Origin of the sequence: Bradyrhizobium sp. GCM10028915, assembly GCF_042666195.1 — a bacterium.
GTDB classification, from domain to species: domain Bacteria; phylum Pseudomonadota; class Alphaproteobacteria; order Rhizobiales; family Xanthobacteraceae; genus Bradyrhizobium; species Bradyrhizobium canariense_D.
This window is the reverse complement of record NZ_JBHTFN010000044.1, coordinates 733,180-748,274: the sequence shown is the minus strand read 5'-3', so window position 1 is coordinate 748,274 and position 15,095 is coordinate 733,180. Positions and strand designations below refer to the sequence as shown.

Annotated in this window: 15 protein-coding genes and 1 tRNA gene; 8 read left to right on the top strand and 8 right to left on the bottom strand. The window is 64.6% G+C overall.

The window, feature by feature from the left end; all coding sequences use genetic code 11:
- Positions 1–74 precede the first annotated feature (74 nt).
- Complete coding sequence (locus tag ACFQX9_RS23775) at positions 75–5,279, bottom strand: alpha-2-macroglobulin (protein WP_377790802.1); 5,205 nt, start codon at positions 5,277–5,279, stop codon at positions 75–77.
- 402 nt (positions 5,280–5,681) lie between these two features.
- Here ACFQX9_RS23775 and ACFQX9_RS23770 point away from each other — a divergent pair.
- Positions 5,682–5,758 (top strand) — tRNA-Arg (locus tag ACFQX9_RS23770).
- Positions 5,759–5,913: 155 nt separating this feature from the next.
- Positions 5,914–6,156, top strand: a complete 243-nt coding sequence (locus ACFQX9_RS23765; protein WP_204511156.1) for a hypothetical protein — start codon at positions 5,914–5,916, stop codon at positions 6,154–6,156.
- Positions 6,157–6,215: 59 nt separating this feature from the next.
- On the opposite strand, the gene ACFQX9_RS23760 is transcribed toward ACFQX9_RS23765, so the two are convergent.
- Positions 6,216–6,581: a hypothetical protein gene (locus ACFQX9_RS23760; protein ID WP_204511151.1), complete on the bottom strand. Its 366-nt coding sequence runs from the start codon at positions 6,579–6,581 to the stop codon at positions 6,216–6,218.
- Positions 6,582–6,596: 15 nt separating this feature from the next.
- Positions 6,597–7,880, bottom strand: a complete 1,284-nt coding sequence (locus tag ACFQX9_RS23755) for a hypothetical protein (RefSeq protein ID WP_204513933.1) — start codon at positions 7,878–7,880, stop codon at positions 6,597–6,599.
- A gap of 148 nt (positions 7,881–8,028) precedes the next feature.
- Here ACFQX9_RS23755 and ACFQX9_RS23750 point away from each other — a divergent pair, with 148 nt between their 5' ends.
- Positions 8,029–8,256, top strand: a complete 228-nt coding sequence (locus tag ACFQX9_RS23750; protein WP_018457777.1) for a DUF2171 domain-containing protein — start codon at positions 8,029–8,031, stop codon at positions 8,254–8,256.
- A gap of 336 nt (positions 8,257–8,592) precedes the next feature.
- Here the strand turns inward: ACFQX9_RS23750 and ACFQX9_RS23745 are convergent, their stop codons facing one another.
- Positions 8,593–8,742, bottom strand: a complete 150-nt coding sequence (locus ACFQX9_RS23745; RefSeq protein WP_018457776.1) for a hypothetical protein — start codon at positions 8,740–8,742, stop codon at positions 8,593–8,595.
- A gap of 245 nt (positions 8,743–8,987) precedes the next feature.
- Between ACFQX9_RS23745 and ACFQX9_RS23740 the strand changes: the two genes are divergently transcribed.
- Positions 8,988–9,149 carry a hypothetical protein gene (locus tag ACFQX9_RS23740; protein WP_085349841.1) on the top strand — a complete coding sequence of 54 codons (162 nt, stop codon included), beginning with the start codon at positions 8,988–8,990 and terminating at the stop codon, positions 9,147–9,149.
- 109 nt (positions 9,150–9,258) lie between these two features.
- Here the strand turns inward: ACFQX9_RS23740 and ACFQX9_RS23735 are convergent, their stop codons facing one another.
- The 3 genes from ACFQX9_RS23735 to ACFQX9_RS23725 form a co-directional block, all read right to left on the bottom strand.
- Entirely contained in the window at positions 9,259–10,065 is an 807-nt protein-coding gene (locus tag ACFQX9_RS23735) for a hypothetical protein (protein ID WP_377790798.1), read from the bottom strand.
- 184 nt (positions 10,066–10,249) lie between these two features.
- Complete coding sequence (locus tag ACFQX9_RS23730; protein WP_085385255.1) at positions 10,250–10,498, bottom strand: hypothetical protein; 249 nt, start codon at positions 10,496–10,498, stop codon at positions 10,250–10,252.
- A 76-nt stretch (positions 10,499–10,574) separates the two neighbouring features.
- Positions 10,575–10,811, bottom strand: coding sequence for a hypothetical protein (locus ACFQX9_RS23725; protein ID WP_018457772.1), 237 nt, complete (start codon positions 10,809–10,811; stop codon positions 10,575–10,577).
- A 268-nt stretch (positions 10,812–11,079) separates the two neighbouring features.
- On the opposite strand from ACFQX9_RS23725, the gene ACFQX9_RS23720 reads away from it, so the two are divergent.
- The gene (locus tag ACFQX9_RS23720; protein WP_018457771.1) at positions 11,080–11,427 is read left to right on the top strand and encodes a DUF6481 family protein; all 348 of its coding nucleotides are present in this window, start codon (positions 11,080–11,082) and stop codon (positions 11,425–11,427) included.
- Positions 11,428–11,565: 138 nt separating this feature from the next.
- On the opposite strand, the gene ACFQX9_RS23715 is transcribed toward ACFQX9_RS23720, so the two are convergent.
- Positions 11,566–11,808: a pentapeptide MXKDX repeat protein gene (locus ACFQX9_RS23715; RefSeq protein ID WP_204511144.1), complete on the bottom strand. Its 243-nt coding sequence runs from the start codon at positions 11,806–11,808 to the stop codon at positions 11,566–11,568.
- A gap of 331 nt (positions 11,809–12,139) precedes the next feature.
- Between ACFQX9_RS23715 and dctP the strand changes: the two genes are divergently transcribed.
- The 3 genes from dctP to ACFQX9_RS23700 are packed head-to-tail and all read left to right on the top strand — an operon-like array spanning position 12,140 to position 15,068.
- Positions 12,140–13,162, top strand: a complete 1,023-nt coding sequence (dctP, locus tag ACFQX9_RS23710) for a TRAP transporter substrate-binding protein DctP (RefSeq protein WP_204511142.1) — start codon at positions 12,140–12,142, stop codon at positions 13,160–13,162.
- Entirely contained in the window at positions 13,159–13,713 is a 555-nt protein-coding gene (locus ACFQX9_RS23705; protein ID WP_204511140.1) for a TRAP transporter small permease, read from the top strand. The genes dctP and ACFQX9_RS23705 overlap by 4 nt, the downstream gene beginning before the upstream one ends.
- Complete coding sequence (locus tag ACFQX9_RS23700) at positions 13,710–15,068, top strand: TRAP transporter large permease (protein WP_204511138.1); 1,359 nt, start codon at positions 13,710–13,712, stop codon at positions 15,066–15,068. The genes ACFQX9_RS23705 and ACFQX9_RS23700 overlap by 4 nt, the downstream gene beginning before the upstream one ends.
- Positions 15,069–15,095 lie beyond the last annotated feature (27 nt).

The following is a 15,095-nucleotide window of genomic DNA, read 5'->3' as shown; positions in this document are numbered from 1 at the left end:
GTCCGTGGATGCCCGGGACAAGCCCGGGCATGACGGCGGAGCATGTGGCTCCTTGTCGCTCATCCCATCACCACTCACTTCGCCGCCCGCACCTCGACCGTGCCGGTCCCGGTACGGCCGTAGCGCGAGGGATTGTACATGTCCTCGACATAGGCCTGCGGCAGCACGTATTTGCCGGGTGAGACCACACGCACGACGTAGGCCACCGTGAAGACCGCCTTGGAATCCGAGGCCCGATCGACGGCAGCCGTGAAACGATCGTCGCGGAACTCGGTATCTTCGGGCTCTTCGCCATCCTCGATCCAGCCCAGCGTGCCGCTGTCGCCCGACGACACCAGTTTTGGATTGTCGATTTCCAGGCCGGCCGGCAGATAGTCGGACACCATGATGTGGCCGTATTCGGGCTTGGCCTCGGTGATCTTCAGCACCACGGCGAAGCGGTCGTTCTGCTTGACCTTGCTGATATCGGCGGGCTTGCCGTCGAGCGTGAAGAAACTGCGCTCGATCTTGAAGCCGTTCGATGCCGCGGGCTCAGGCGTCACCGGCGACCCCGACACCGAGACCACCGCCTGCACCGGCGCGTCTCCGGTGTTGGTGATCTTCAGCGGCTTGCCTTCCAGAGTGGCGGCCTTGTAGCTGCGGTACAGCGCGGTCTTGACCGGCTGGCCGTCCACCTCCATCGACAGGTTCTCCTTGGCGAGCGCGCGCGCCGCCAGCACCAGCCACGCATTTTCCTGCGTGGAGGTGTAGGGCGTCAGCCCGCGCGCAGTCTCGACCCGCGACACCGCCTGCGTCAGCGTTGCCTTCGGCGCGTTGCCTTCACTGGCAAGCGACACCAGCGCTGCGGCATCGCGGAGCTGCGAGCCGTAGTCGGTGCGGCCGAACTCCAGCACCGGCTTTGGGGCGAGACTGTCGAGGGCTGCGCCATAGACCCGCTCCGCGCGGTTGCGGTCACCGACCAGCGCGAGCGCCGCGGCGAGCTGCGATTTCGCGATGGGAGTGGCGAGGTTGCTCAGCTTGGTGTCGGCGAGATAGCGGAGGTCGCCGATCGGCGCCGCGCCGTTGCGCGCCAGCACATAGAGGCCGTAGGCGAGATCGCGGCCGCCGTCCTTCTCCGGCTCGTTGCCGTTGACGACCGAGTTGCGGATGCGGTCGAGCGCGGTCTTGAACAGCACATCCGGCACCACAAAGCCCTTTTCGCGGGCGCGAGTCAGGAAGTCCGTCACATACGCGTCCAGCCAGGAATCGTCACCGCCTGCCGACCACAGCCCGAACGAGCCGTTCGAGCCCTGGCGGGCCAGCAGCCGCTCGATGGCGTCGCGGATGCGCTGGTCGACCTCGGTGTCCATGGCCAGGTGCGCACCGGCCGCGAGCTCGTTGACATAGAGCAACGGCATGGCGCGGCTGGTGATCTGCTCCGAGCAGCCATAGGGATAGCGGTCAAGTGCTTTGAGGATCGTCGCCGCATCGAGCGCAGTGGACAGGCTGGCCGAGACCGAGACGCTACCGGTGCCCGGCACGAGATCGGCGAACATATCCGAGGTCAACGTCAGGCTCTCACCCTTCGCCAGCGTCCGGATCGAGCGCCGCGCCAGCACTTGCGTCGCCGCCTTGACGTCGAGCGCATAATGGCGCGCCAGCGCCAGGCCATTCGGCCCCTTGATGTCGACGTCGAGTGTCGCCTGCCCCGCCGCCGTCGCGTCGATGGCGAGCGTGAACGAATTCCGCTGCTTGGCGGCAAGCTTGACCGTGGTCGCGGGATTGCCGGTCATTCTCACTGGCCCGCCGGTCTTCACGTTGATGACGTAATCGCCGGCCTGCCCCTCGACATTGTCGATCTCGAGATTGACCGTGCCGTGGTCGCCGTTGAGCAGGAAGCGCGGCAAGGTCGTGGTCAGCACGACAGGGTCGCGGATCACCACGTCCGTGTTGGCGCGACCGAGCTTGGTCGCGGTCCACGCCACCGCCATCACGCGCGCGGTGCCGGCGAACTCCGGAACGTCGAAGCTCACTTCGGCCGTGCCGTCGGCGGCAACGGTGACGATGCCCGAATAGAGCGCGAGCGGCTTTTGCGCGGGCGGCGAGCCCTGGAGCTCGGCGGCACCGGCGTCGCCGCCGGACTTGATCTGCCCGCGCGTGCCCGACATGCCGTCGATGAGTTGCCCATAGAGATCGCGGATCTCCGCGCTCAGGCGGCGCTGGCCGAGATAATAGTCGTCTGGCGCCGGCGGCTTGTAATTAGTGAGGTTGAGGATGCCGACGTCGACCGCGGCGATCACGATCTTGGCGTCCTCGCCCGGATTGAGCCCGTCGAGCTTGACGGGGATCTTCAGCAGCCCATTCGGCCGGATCAGAGCCGGCGGCGTCAGCTTCACCTGCAATGTACGGGTCTGCTTGTCGATACCGAACCATTTGAGTCCGATCGCCCGGCCCGGCATGCGTTGCGCGGCCGCATCGAGCGGACGGCGCAGCGTTGCCACAACATAGGCGCCGGTGCCCCAGTCCTTGCCGACCGGGAGCTTCACCTGGGCGGTGCCTTCCTTGACGTCGATGGTCTGCGTCGTCAGCAGGCGATCGCCGAGCACGTTGACCGTCAGTTTGCCGGCGCTGCGGACGTTGACCGACACGGTCATCGTGTCGCCCGAGGCGTATTGCGGCTTGTCGATCGAGGTCTCCAGGAGGTCCGGCGTGTCGGCGCTGCCGTCGGAATACCAGCCGACGTCGAACTGTACCGAGGTCACGGGCCCGTCGGCGTCGTTCGACTTCACGTCCAACCGGTAGCGGCCGGGCTGTGGGGTCAGCGAAATCCGCGACGGCTTGTCCGCGGCAACTGTCACGTCGCCGTCGGAGACGCGCGAGGTCGATTTGACCGGCTCGTACTCCCAGTAATTGCTCTGGCGATACCATTGGTAGCGCGACTCCATCTTCAGGAGCTCGTAGCGCAGGCCGTCGCGGCGAAGCCTCTCACCCTCGGGCGAGACGAACACAACATCGAACTCGGCCTTGTCGCCCTCGGCGACGTTCTTGTCGCCGAATAGCGGCTTGATGCCGATCATCGCGGCAGCAGGCGCGACCGGCAGCACGATCTTGCGCTCGACGGCGCGGCCGCCGGTCTCGACCATGCGGACGAAGATCTGCGCCTCCTGCGGCCGCGTCGAGGCCGGCTGCTTGTCGAGCGTGACCGGGAAGGTCGCAACGCCGTTGGCGTCGGCTTCCGGCAGGTTCTCCAGCGGCGTGCGCTCGTTCGAGGTGGTCTCCTCGTCGGCGACGCCGAACTGGTAGCCGGCGAAGCCCGGCCGCTCGGACGCGGGCGCGACCAGCATGTCGCCTTCGAGCGCTAGCCCCGAGGCCGGCGCGCCATAGAGGAAATGACCGTCCGCCTTAAGCTCCACTGGAGCGTTAGCTTTGATCAGCTTGTCCTTGGCAGACAAGTCGAATTCGATCCGATCGGGGACGTAGTCCTCGACCATGAAAGTGGTCTCGCCGACCGAAGAGCCCTTCGGATCGGTGAAGGCGCGCACCCGCCAGGTCCCGGTCGGGACGGCCGAGTTGAGCGGCACCGACAAGGTGCGCCCGCCCGCGCCCTGGTCGGACAGAACGGCGCGGCGGAATTCGACGCCATCAGGACGCTCGATCACCAGGGTCATCGGCCCGCCGGTGACGGCGTTGCCCTGCCCGTCGCGCAACAGCGCGGTGAGATAGACGGTCTCGCTGGAGCGGTAGACGCCGCGCTCGGCATAGACGAAAGCGTCGGCGCCCGCAGGCACGGCCCTGCCCGAAACGCCGCGGTCCGACAGGTCGAAGGCGGAGGACTTGAGGCTGAGGAAGGCATAGTCGGCCTTCTCGCCGGTCACGGTGAGCATCGCCGGCGACAGGCCGCCCTCGCCGCGCGCAAGCCCCGCCTCGAACAGCACATGGCCGCTCTCATCGGTCTTGCGGGTGGCCAGGATCTCGTTGTTGCGCGCGACCAGCCGCACCTCGGCTTTGCCGACCGGATCGGTCGAGGCCAGCGAATTCACGAAGACATGGATGCCGTCATTGCCGGAATAGGCCGTGACGCCGAGATCGGAGACGATGAACCATTGGGTGGCGAGCTGATAGTCGTCGTCCGAGCCCGGCCCCTTGGCCGCGGCCGTCATCACATAGACGCCGGGCTGGAGTTCACCAAGCGCCTGGTCGACCGGGAATGCCGTGGTGACGTCCTGGTTGAGCGTCATCGCGGTGGCAAGCTCGCCGGTCCAGACCTTCACGCCGCGCTCGCCGCCGAGATCGCTGAGCTGGTATTTCGACAGGGTCTTCTGGAAATCGCTGTCGACCACCGTGTTGATCAAATTGCGGTCGCCGATCCGGAACACGTTGATGTTGACGGCTGGCGTGTTGACGCTGACGACGGGAATGCCGCGCTGGCCCGTCCTCGGCAGCACATAGGCGCGGCTGGTGAAGCGCACGAAGGGCTTGCGGTCGCGCACATAGACGTTGAACTCGGCCGATTTCGGAAGGCCTTCCTTCACGGTGGACGGCAGGCCGGCGCGCAGATTGATGTTGTAGCGCTCGCCATGCTTCAGCCCGTCGACGCAGAGCTGCTTGCCCTCGGCCGACAGCGCCGGCTTGTCCTGGCCCGCCAGCGCGAGGTACGGCGCGAAATCGGTGCGTTTTGCCAGCTCCTCCGAGAACTGGAAGCAGGCGCGCGGACTGGCGGAGTCCGAGTCCACGGTGTAGTCGAGCAGCCGAAAACCGTGCTCGTCGCGCATCTTCTCATATTGGCCACGGACGTCGGCGACCTCGCGCATCTCCAGCGACAGCCGCAGTGCATCGAGCGCCGGCCGCCACAGCTTGCGTTCGGACAGCGACTTGCCGAGCACCGCGAGCGCGTCGGCCTCCTCGCCCGCATTGCCGGCGCGCTGGTAGGCGATGTAGGCGGCAGTCGAGGCGCGCTCCAGCAGGAACGTCTGCTCGCTCGAGCTCTTCGGCGATATCTGGAAGATGACCTTTGCCAGCCGCAGCCAGTTGCCTGCGTCCTCCGGCGTGGTCGCCGCGATCTGGCCGAGCACCGACAGGCCGGTGCGATAGTCGTTGCGCCGGAAGGCAGCATCGGCGTCGGTGCGCAAGCTCGCGCCGGTCTTGGCGACCGGCCCCGCCTCGCCCTTGATCTGCGCCTCCAGCTTGATCGCGGAATCGGCGAGGTCGTCCCGCTTGAAGGCTTTGTCGGCGGCCTGCGCGACGCTAAGGCCGAACGCCAGCGTGGCGCAGAGTGTGACGGCGCGAACAAGACCGATCATGGATGGACTCCCGGAAATCGCGGACGAACGCCGCTTGTCGCATGAAATGCGCGGAAAGGTGACGGACTCAAGGCGATGGAACCAAAGGTGCAAACCGTCGCATTCGCCATGACAAGGCACGCCCAGAGGAGACCGATCAAGCTACCGCCGCGCACGCCGTCCTGATGGCGCAGCAATATCCGACCAGTCGTCCGGCGGCCGTGTCCCGGAAGCTGATCAGCGTTCCCGGCGATGTGATCCATCGTCCAGTCTGCTGCCGCTCAACCCGGCACCCTGACACCCCACCGTTCCGCTTTGTCGCGGCTTCGACGAAAACGGTTCGGTTCAGGCTTGGCGAAAGACGATATTTTTCATAATGGCATAGTAGATGAACAGCGGCCCCCAACCAGGGCGGCTCAAGACGGTCCCGTAGCTCAACTGGATAGAGCATCAGATTTCTACTCTGAGGGTTGCAGGTTCGATTCCTGCCGGGATCGCCAATTTCGGTCTCATCCGTTCATCGTGAGCCCGATCTACGGCGCCCACCTGCAGAATCCGTCCTTCACGAACGCGTGGGCCGCCTCGCTCCGGGCTTTGACTCAGGCAAACGAGCCCTATCTATCCGCCGGGCGACGCGCGACCAATAGGGACTTCGATGCCACTATCCGACTTGACGAGAATGGCTATCGCATCTGCGGTGGCTGTTGTGGCAATATCGTTCCTGGCAGTTGACGCGGGCGTCGTGAACTCCGGTGTGATCACAAAGCCCATCGCGACGGCGCAGGCTTCCATCTCGGACGCTGCGGCGAGTCAGCATCAACTTGCCTTTGCCGTTCAGGCATGGACGCGTCGCGGCCACCCGAAGCCTACCCTCGAAGAATGCCTGGCGATCGATTGAAACAGCGCAGTCGCCGCTCTCGTCTCGCGGATGTATGCGCAACGTAATAATCATGTTTGTTATAGGCCGTTATTCCCCCGGATGAAGATCGTCCAAATCCAGCCGAACAGTGCGCTCAAGGCGGCGACCGATGCGGCGATTGCCGCGGTCCGAGTCCACCAGATCTGCCGCTCGTGCCGTTCGATATCCGCCTCGGATTTTTGATTATCTTTCCAGTTCAGCCATTCCTGGGCGAACCCGATCGTCATGACGGGCGCGGTTCCGATCGCGATCGCTCCTGCGGATGCCGCGTCGGTCTGGGCTAGGCGCGCTCGGACGTTGGCTGCACCCGTCTTTTCAAGCACCGCAAGCCATTGCCGGGACTGTTCGTCTGAAACATGCCACGTGCATTCCCTGTAAGGAAACGCTTTCGGTCGCTCTGTCATGGCCTTGCACCGCACTCACCCTTCAGTGTCGCCTTGATGTCGCGCCCACCACCCGGCAATCGCCGCTGCTAGATCCTTCCACAACTCAGTCGGCAAATCCGGCACCGCCACCCGGACGCTGTACCGATCCGTCGTCGCGTCGTGAAACCACTCGGTCGCCGCGAAATCGAAACCAAAACTGCCGGCGTGGCGAATGGGGAAGCCTTTGCCGCTCAGGTCGCGGCTCATGTCCTCGGCGGCCTGCCGCGCGGTCGCCTCATCGAGGGCGCGCCTGCCGCGAAGCGTGACATAGAGGCCGTGGGTGAAATGCAGCTCGGCCGAGAGCGAAGCGAGCTCGGCGGCGAAATATCGCGCCGCGTGGCGACCGTTGCGCAGAATCGCAGCGACGCGCCTTCTCGTCAGGGCCCAATAGGCCACAGAGCCCACGAATGGCGGGAAGTGCGCCGGCAACGCCGCGCCACCGAGAAGCCGGACGGCATTGCGGGTTTCCGCCGCCAGGCTTTCGGACAGCAGCTGGCCCGCCTTGAGGTCCTTCCGGCTCCAATGCACGAACACGGCAGAGCCGAGCCGGCCGTATTCCACCCCGAGCGAATCCAGCTTGTTATGGCTTCGCACCAACACGACTGCAATGTCCCATCGCGCGGCCCATCTCAGGACGCGCCGGATGCGCCCCGATCTGCCAGCGAAACATGTCGTGTCGAAAATCAAGAGATCGAGCCCCGAACCGTCGCAACGCAGAGCCGCTTCGAACGCCCCGGCAGGGGCGCATGAATCGAGCAGGAGAAAGCGTGGCAAGGCTGCCGCAGCGAACGCTTCGCCCAGCGGGAGGCTGGCGGTGACAAGCCGCAAATGGGGGACGAGGCTCTCGATCAGCTCCAGTGTCTCGCCGTAAGTGCCCGGCAGCACCACGACGTCTGCCTTGCCGATGATCCGTGCGGACGCGAGCAGCAGCGCGGAGATCGCGGCCATGCCGGAGGCGGTATAGATCGCCTCGCTCCTGCAGCCCCGCTCGAGTTCATAGAACGAGGGACCACTCACCTTGAGGTCCGCGCGCTGATAGTCGTAGCTGAACACGAACGGACCGCTGCTGGGAGACGCCGCATGCGACCAGGCCGTCTCCGTCGCTCTCCAGTCCTGCAGCGCATGTTCCGCGCGTAGTGCGGCGGCGAGCTGAAACTTGGAGACCACAACCTCGTCGACCGATTGCGGCCGAGCCAAATGCAGCGGGCTCCTCAGGCAATCGTTCAGCAGCCCGATTTCCCTGTGCTTTCGATCGAGATAGGCCTCGGAGGTCTCCATGCGGATCTTGATGAGCGTCTTGATGCGGATCTTGGCAATTGCGACTGCCATTCAACGTTCGGCGAGCGCATTGGCTCCAACAGCCGGGCCCGCCTATCCTTGCAACGAAGACCGGTCCTCGCCGTTGACACGGCACAAGGAGAACATCATGAGCGAGATCAGAGAGCACATGAAGATCGTCGGCAAGGACGGCGCACATGTCGGCACCGTCGACCGCGTCGAGGGCAACCGTATCAAGCTGACGCGGAAGGACAACCCGGAAGGTCACAAGGACCATCATCATTACATCGACACGAAATATGTCGGTGCCGTCGAAGGCGATGTCGTCAAGCTTTCGGTCAATGCCGACGCGGTGCCGAAGTCGGAAGCTGCCTGACACAGTGCAGCCCGTCGGGGACTTTTTGTTTGTTCACGGTCCTGCTCCGCTTCGTTCCCCGAAACGAATCGCGATCGGAAAATCGTCGTCCGAACGAGTCTTAACGGAGCGTTTCGGCGGCTCGCGTCAGGCGTCGAGTGTCACGAGCATAGGCGCCGATGGCGGCGTTCTCGCGCGAAAAAATTGAAGGGGGCGCGGAACGAACTTGCGATCGGCGCGTTCGAAATCCAGTGGTGCCGATTTGCCAGCCCCGATCGGCTCTCGAGAACCCCGTGCTTGTCCCCCCCGAGCACGGGGTTTTTCTGTGAATACCAGTTCTCTCGTAACAGAGAGAGCTCAGTCCGTCCGCTCTTCGCGCCGGTCGCGGGCGAGTTGATGCCAGGCCAGGGCCAGCTCGATGAGACGTTGCCGGTCAGGACCTTCGGCCGCCACGGCGCGCTTCATCGCCGTCTCGGCTTCATGCTGTGGATCGTACTTGGTACACATGAAGCCAATTCTAGCCGGACGATCTGGACAAGCGCGTGGCAATTTCGTCCGTATGATTGCGGGGTAATGCCGTCCTCGCGGATTTGCGACGCAATCCAATTCACGCATCTGTCGAACGACCCGCCCCGATTGGGGGCTTGACTGCGTACCGATCTGTGAAGTGCGTCACAGCCGGCGCACGGCGCCTCCGTTAAACAGTCCTCAGCGCTCCCAGAGAGCGAGAAGGCTTGGGAGATATTCCCGTCATGACGCAAGAAGCCGCAGCCGAAATTCCCGTCCCGACGCGAGGCGAAAGATCCGACCCGCTCGGCATCGCTTATCTTGCGACCATCGGCATCGTGATGTTGGCCTGGATCGCAGGCCTGGTCTGGGCCGCGATCGCGTTCTTCAGCTGGCTAGTGTCCTGACGCGCGGGGCGATCCCCTTGAATCAATTCCCGGCCAGCTGAGGGCCAGCGCCAAAACGAAAAGAGGCGGCTTTTCGCCGCCTCTTCGCTTCAGCCCTCGCCTGGCGTGCTCAGTAACAAGCCCGTGGATCAGCCTGCACGTACTGGCCGCTCGGATAGCGGTAGTAGCAGTTGCCTTGGGCCAGATAGTAGCCGGGGCGCGAAGCAGCCGTCGCGCCGGCGATCGCGCCGGTGGCACCGCCGATCACAGCGCCTGCGGCCGCACCCGAGGCGTTGCCCGAGATCAGGCCGCCTAGCACGCCGCCGACGATAGCGCCGCCAAGCGCGCTCGCGCCGGGATCGGCCGGTGGCGGCGGCGGCGGCGGTTCGTAGGCGACGGGCGGAGCATAGGCCACGGGGACGTCGTCGTAATAATCCTCCGAGATATAGGCCGGAGGCCCGTCCATCCGCTGCGGATAATAATACCGCGCGCCGCCCACATCCCACCACCAGCCAGAGCGGCCGTTGTGGACTTCGTGGCGCCAGCGTCCGCCATCCCAGCCGAGATGGCCGCGATAGGTGTGTCCGCCCCAGTCGCGCGCCGGTGCGGGACCCCTGGCGTAATTGCGTCCGGGCGGCGGACCGCCGGCATTGCGAGGGCCAGGACCTGGACTCGCGAGAGCAGGATTTGGACCCGGACCAGCATGACCAAGACCGCCGGCGTAGGGCTGGACGCCGGCCTGTGGCGCCGGCCGGGCAGCCTGCTGCGGCGGCGGCCCCTTTCGCATGTTCTGCGGCGGCGCGCCGGCGCCTGGCCCGGCCGATGGCTGGGCGGCGTCTCTCGGCGGTCTGGCGTCCTGAGCCTGCGCCGGGACGGCGAGCAATGACATCGCCGAAACCAAGGGAATGATGATCTTGATGCGACTGGACACACTCATGCGTGCTTGCCCCCTACTCTTTCGATTGCCGTCAACCGCCGTGATGCCTGGCGCGATAGACGATTCGGCTCGCGCTGAGCTGATGCCGGCTGACATGACTGACCTGCTTTGGTCGGCTAAGTCCCGTTACAAATGATTAAGATCACGACATTTTTTCGTCCGCGCGGGTCGCTCTGGCATGCCTCTAGTGGGCCGGCTCGATCACATTGCAGTTGCTTCGCCCGGACATCAGGCAGTCCTGCATCTTGCTCGCGGAGGTGAGATCGCGGGCGAGCCACCAGCCGACGCCGAGGATCAGGATCGCGATGATCAAGCCAGCGATGGCGCCGCGGCGGTTGTCACCGGATTGAGGTTTTGGAGTGGATTTCGGCTTCGCGCCCGGTTCGGGCTTAGCTTCGGAGTTGGCTTCGGAACTGGCTTCGGGCTTGGACATGGCTGACCGATCACGGGGGCGAGCGGGCTTTATCACTTCTGCGGCGTGGCGTCACATCCCGTCCAGCTTCTCCCGGTTAGCCTCGGGTCGGCCGGATCGCTTCCTTGCGGGAGGTTTCGGCCGCCGGGATCGCCTGCTGGACGCGCGGAGCGCAGGTCGTAAGCACAAACGCGGTCTGGGTGCATTCCCAATCTGTGCCCAGGACGGCACTTTCGATCGGCTGCGGACGGGCGAGCAGCAGCGTGGCACCGGCCAGGGTTGCCACCACGACCGCGATTGCGAGCGCCTTCAGGCTCAGTCGTGAGATCGTCATACCCGTGCTCCGCGTCTCATACCGGGGCGGACGCTAGGCACCGCCCTGGTGCCCCCTTATGAGGGACATCACAATTCGGCAGTTTTTCCGGGCTACGAGAGATCGTCGGGGGCGGCGATTTTCGTCTACCTGATCGGCTGCGATTATAGGTGGCATCACGGCGCGCGCCGATGTACACGCATCTGCGTCGCGCGGCGCCCGCTATGCCCAGCCGACGTACCAACAGGCAGTGATGTAGGATCGAAAGCGAGGATGACAAGGTTCGCCGATGAGTGGATTTAGGGAACCAGGCTTCTCCGACCGGCAAAAGGCGGCACAGGAAGCACGCAAGAACCTTTTGAACAAATTCAAGTCGCAGCCGGGGCCGGATGATCCCGCGGTTGTGGCGAAGCGTGCGGAGCGCGAGGCCCTTGCGGCCAAGCGCGCCGAAGCAAAGGCTGCGCGCGACACGGAAAAGGCCGAGCAGAAGCGCCTTCAAGAAGAAGCTGCCGCGCTCGAGGCCGCGCGGATCGCCCGCGAGGCCGAAGAAGCCGTCGCGAAGGCGGCCGAAGCCGAGGCCGAGCAAAAAGCCAAGCGGGACGCCCGCTACGCCGCCCGCAAGGCGAAGCGCAAGTAACGTTTGCAAGTCTAACGCGCGCAAGTCACGTTCAATAGAATTTGGACTGAAACAAATGCTCCGGGGGCGGTCTACGTGACCGCCCCCGGATTTTTGGCGCGCGTCTGCCTGTCGCAAGCGCCTCTCGACGTTGGAAGATCAGTGCTTCTTCATTATCCCGTCGTCTTTCTTCATCCCGTCCTTCGACATCGTGTCCTTCTTCATGCCGTCGTCCTTGGACATGGTGTCCTTCTTCATGCCGTCCTTGGACATCGTGTCCTTTTTCATCATGCCGTCATCCTTGCCCATCTTGTCCTGGGCAAAGGCGGCCGGCGACAGCGCGAGGCCGAGCGAGAGAACGGCCGCCGAAATGCCGAGCGCGATGCGGGTACGAATGGTCATGACTGGTCTTCCCTTCGAGATGATGTTGGTTAGCGACGGACGCCGCTATCTGATCTCGACGGATTGCCACGGGGCGTTGTTACGCAGCCGCCGATAAATTTCCGCGAGCCCGCCGCCATCCTTGGTTCTGCGGATGTAGGAGATCGGGAGTGTGCAACGCAGCATCACCGACACTTGCCGCGGCATTCGGTCTCGAACTATCAGACTAGAGAACATTGTCTGAAAGACCGGCTAGGATGGGCCTCAGCGCGGTCTCCAAGACCAGCCCACGATCAAGGCAAACAAGAACGCTCCAAAGAACCGTCCAAGAACCGTCCAAGGGAATCACGCCATGCTCACGCGCCGCCACCTGATCGCGACCGCCGTCGCCGCACCCGCCATTCTCCGTTTCGGCACCGGCACCGCGCATGCCGCGACCACGCTGAAGATCTCGCATCAATTCCCGGGCGGCACCGTCGACAAGGGCGATTTCCGCGACCGGCTCTGTCGCGTGTTCGCCGCCGAAGTCAGCAAGCGCAGCAACGGCGACATCGCCGCCGAGATCTATCCGAACTCCTCGCTGATCAAGACCAACGCGCAGTTCTCCGCGATGCGCAAGGGCGCGCTCGACATCAGCCTCTATCCGATGCCCTATGCCGGCGGCGAATTGCCGGAAACCAATATCGGCCTGATGCCGGGCCTCGTCACCACCTACGACCAGGGCATGCGCTGGAAGAAGGAGCCGGTCGGCAAGGCCTTGACCGACTTCCTCGCCGACAAGGGCATCATCCTGCTCAGCTGGGTGTGGCAGGCCGGCGGCGTCGCCAGCCGCTCCAAGCCGATCGTGGCCCCCGAAGATGCCAAGGGTCTCAAGGTGCGCGGCGGCTCGCGCGAGATGGACATGGTGCTGCAGACTGCCGGCGCATCCGTGCTGTCGGTGCCCTCGAACGAAATCTACGCAGCGATGCAGACGGGGGCGTGTGATGCCGGCATCACCTCCTCGACCAGCCTGATCTCGTTCCGGCTTGAGGAGGTCGCGAAATCGCTGACCTCGGGCGCAGGCGCGTCCTATTGGTTCATGCTCGAGCCGCTGATGATGTCGAAGGCGATCTTCGACAAGCTGCCGAAGAACCAGCAGGACGTCCTGCTCGCGGTCGGCACCGAGCTCGAAGCCTTCGGCCGCAAGGGCGCGCAGGACGACGACGTCGAGGTCGCCAAGGTCTACGAGAAGGCCGGCGCCAAGGTCTCGGCGCTCGATGCCGCGACCGTCGGCAAGTGGCGCGACATCGCCCGCGACACCGCATGGAAGGACTACGGCGCCAAGACCGCGACATCTGCCAACCTGCTCAAGCTCGCGACCGACGTCGCCGCATGAGCCACGGTCCGCTTCCGGATCGTGACGACCAGGTAAACGCTGCCGCAAGGACCGGCCTTGCGGCAGCGATCGATCGCGGTCTCGCCATCCTCAACAACATTATCGTCGTGTTCGCCGCGATTGCGCTGATCGCCGCCTGCGCCATCCTGAGCTACAGCGTGCTCAGCCGCGCCTTGTTCAAGGCTGCCAATTACTGGCAGGACGAGGCCGCGGTGTTCCTGCTGGTCGGCGCGACCTTCATGACGGCCGCCTACGTGCAGCAGAACCGCGGTCACATCGGCATCGAGGCCTTCGTCGGCCTGCTCTCACCACTGGCGAACCGGATCAGGCTCTGGCTGGTCGATGCCGTGACGCTTCTGTTCTGCGCTTTCTTCGCCTGGAAGTCCTGGACACTGGCGCATGAAGCCTATGTCGACGGCCAGGTCTCGAACTCGATGTGGTCGCCGCCGCTGGCCATCCCCTATTCGCTAATGGCGTTCGGCATGAGCCTGCTCTGCGTCCAGATCCTCGTGCAGCTTGCGCTGCCTTTCGCTGGAGCCAGGCGTTCATGAGCGTTTTCGGTATCGGCCTCGCCTACGGGATCGCGACGCTGGTCGTGATGTTTTCAGGCATGCCGATCGCGTTCGCGCTCGGCGCGGTCGCAGTCGTGTTCATGGGCATCTACATGCCCGCCGCCTCTCTCGACACGGTGACGCAGAATGTCTACGAGGAAATGGCCTCGATCACGCTGCTGTCGATCCCGCTCTTCATCCTGAAGGGCGCCGCGATCGGCAAGTCGCGCGCCGGCCAGGATCTCTACTCGGCCCTGCACGCCTGGCTGCACCGCGTCCCCGGCGGGCTCGGCGTCGCCAATGTGTTCGCCTGCGCGCTGTTTGCGGCGATGGCGGGCTCCTCGCCCGCGACCTGCTCGGCAATCGGCTCGGCCGGCATCCCCGAGATGCGCAAGCGCGGCTATTCCGGCGGCTTCGCCGCGGGGATCATCGCCGCCGGCGGCACGCTCGGCATTCTGCTACCGCCGTCGATCACCATGATCCTGTTTGCGGTCGCCGCCGAAAAATCGCTAGGACGGCTGTTCCTCGCCGGTATCGGGCCCGGCCTGCTGCTGGTCTCGCTGTTCGGCGTTTACGCCGTGATCCGCTTCCGCCAGGAATACGCCGCGGCCGAAGCGATCTACAAGAACGGCGGCCCGGAAGCTGCGATCCTCGCCCGCGACGAGTACACGCTCGCGGAACGCTTCAGCGTGCTGCCGCGCGTGATCCCCTTCGTGCTGCTGCTCACCGGCGTCATGATCGCGCTCTATGGCGGCTACGCCACGCCGTCGGAGACCGCCGGCCTCGGCGGCCTCTTGGCGCTGGCATTGATCGCGGCGATCTACAGCGTGTGGCGGCCGAGCGACCTTGCCCCGATCCTGAAATCGACGATCCGGGAATCGACCATGCTGATGATGATCATCGGCATGTCGCTGCTCTATTCCTACGTGATGAGCTATCTGCACATCTCGCAATCGGCCGCCGAATCCGTCGTCGCGATGCATTTGCCGCGCTGGGGGCTCTTGTTCGCGGTCCTCGTCATGGTCGTCGTGCTCGGTTTCTTCCTGCCGCCGGTCTCGATTATTCTCATGACCGCGCCGATCATCCTGCCGCCGCTCCGCGCCGCCAATTTCGACATCATCTGGTTCGGCGTCGTCATGACCATCGTGATGGAGATGGGACTGATCCATCCGCCTGTCGGCCTCAACATCTTCGTCATCCGCAACGTCGCGCCGGATATTCCCCTGCGCGAGGTGATCTGGGGCACGCTGCCGTTCGTGCTTTTGATGATGCTCGCGGTGCTGCTGCTCTGCTTCGTGCCGGGCATCTCGACCGCACTGCCGGACCTGGTGATGGGGCCGGACGGGAGCAGGTAGCTGCGTCCACCATCATTGCTCGCTGCG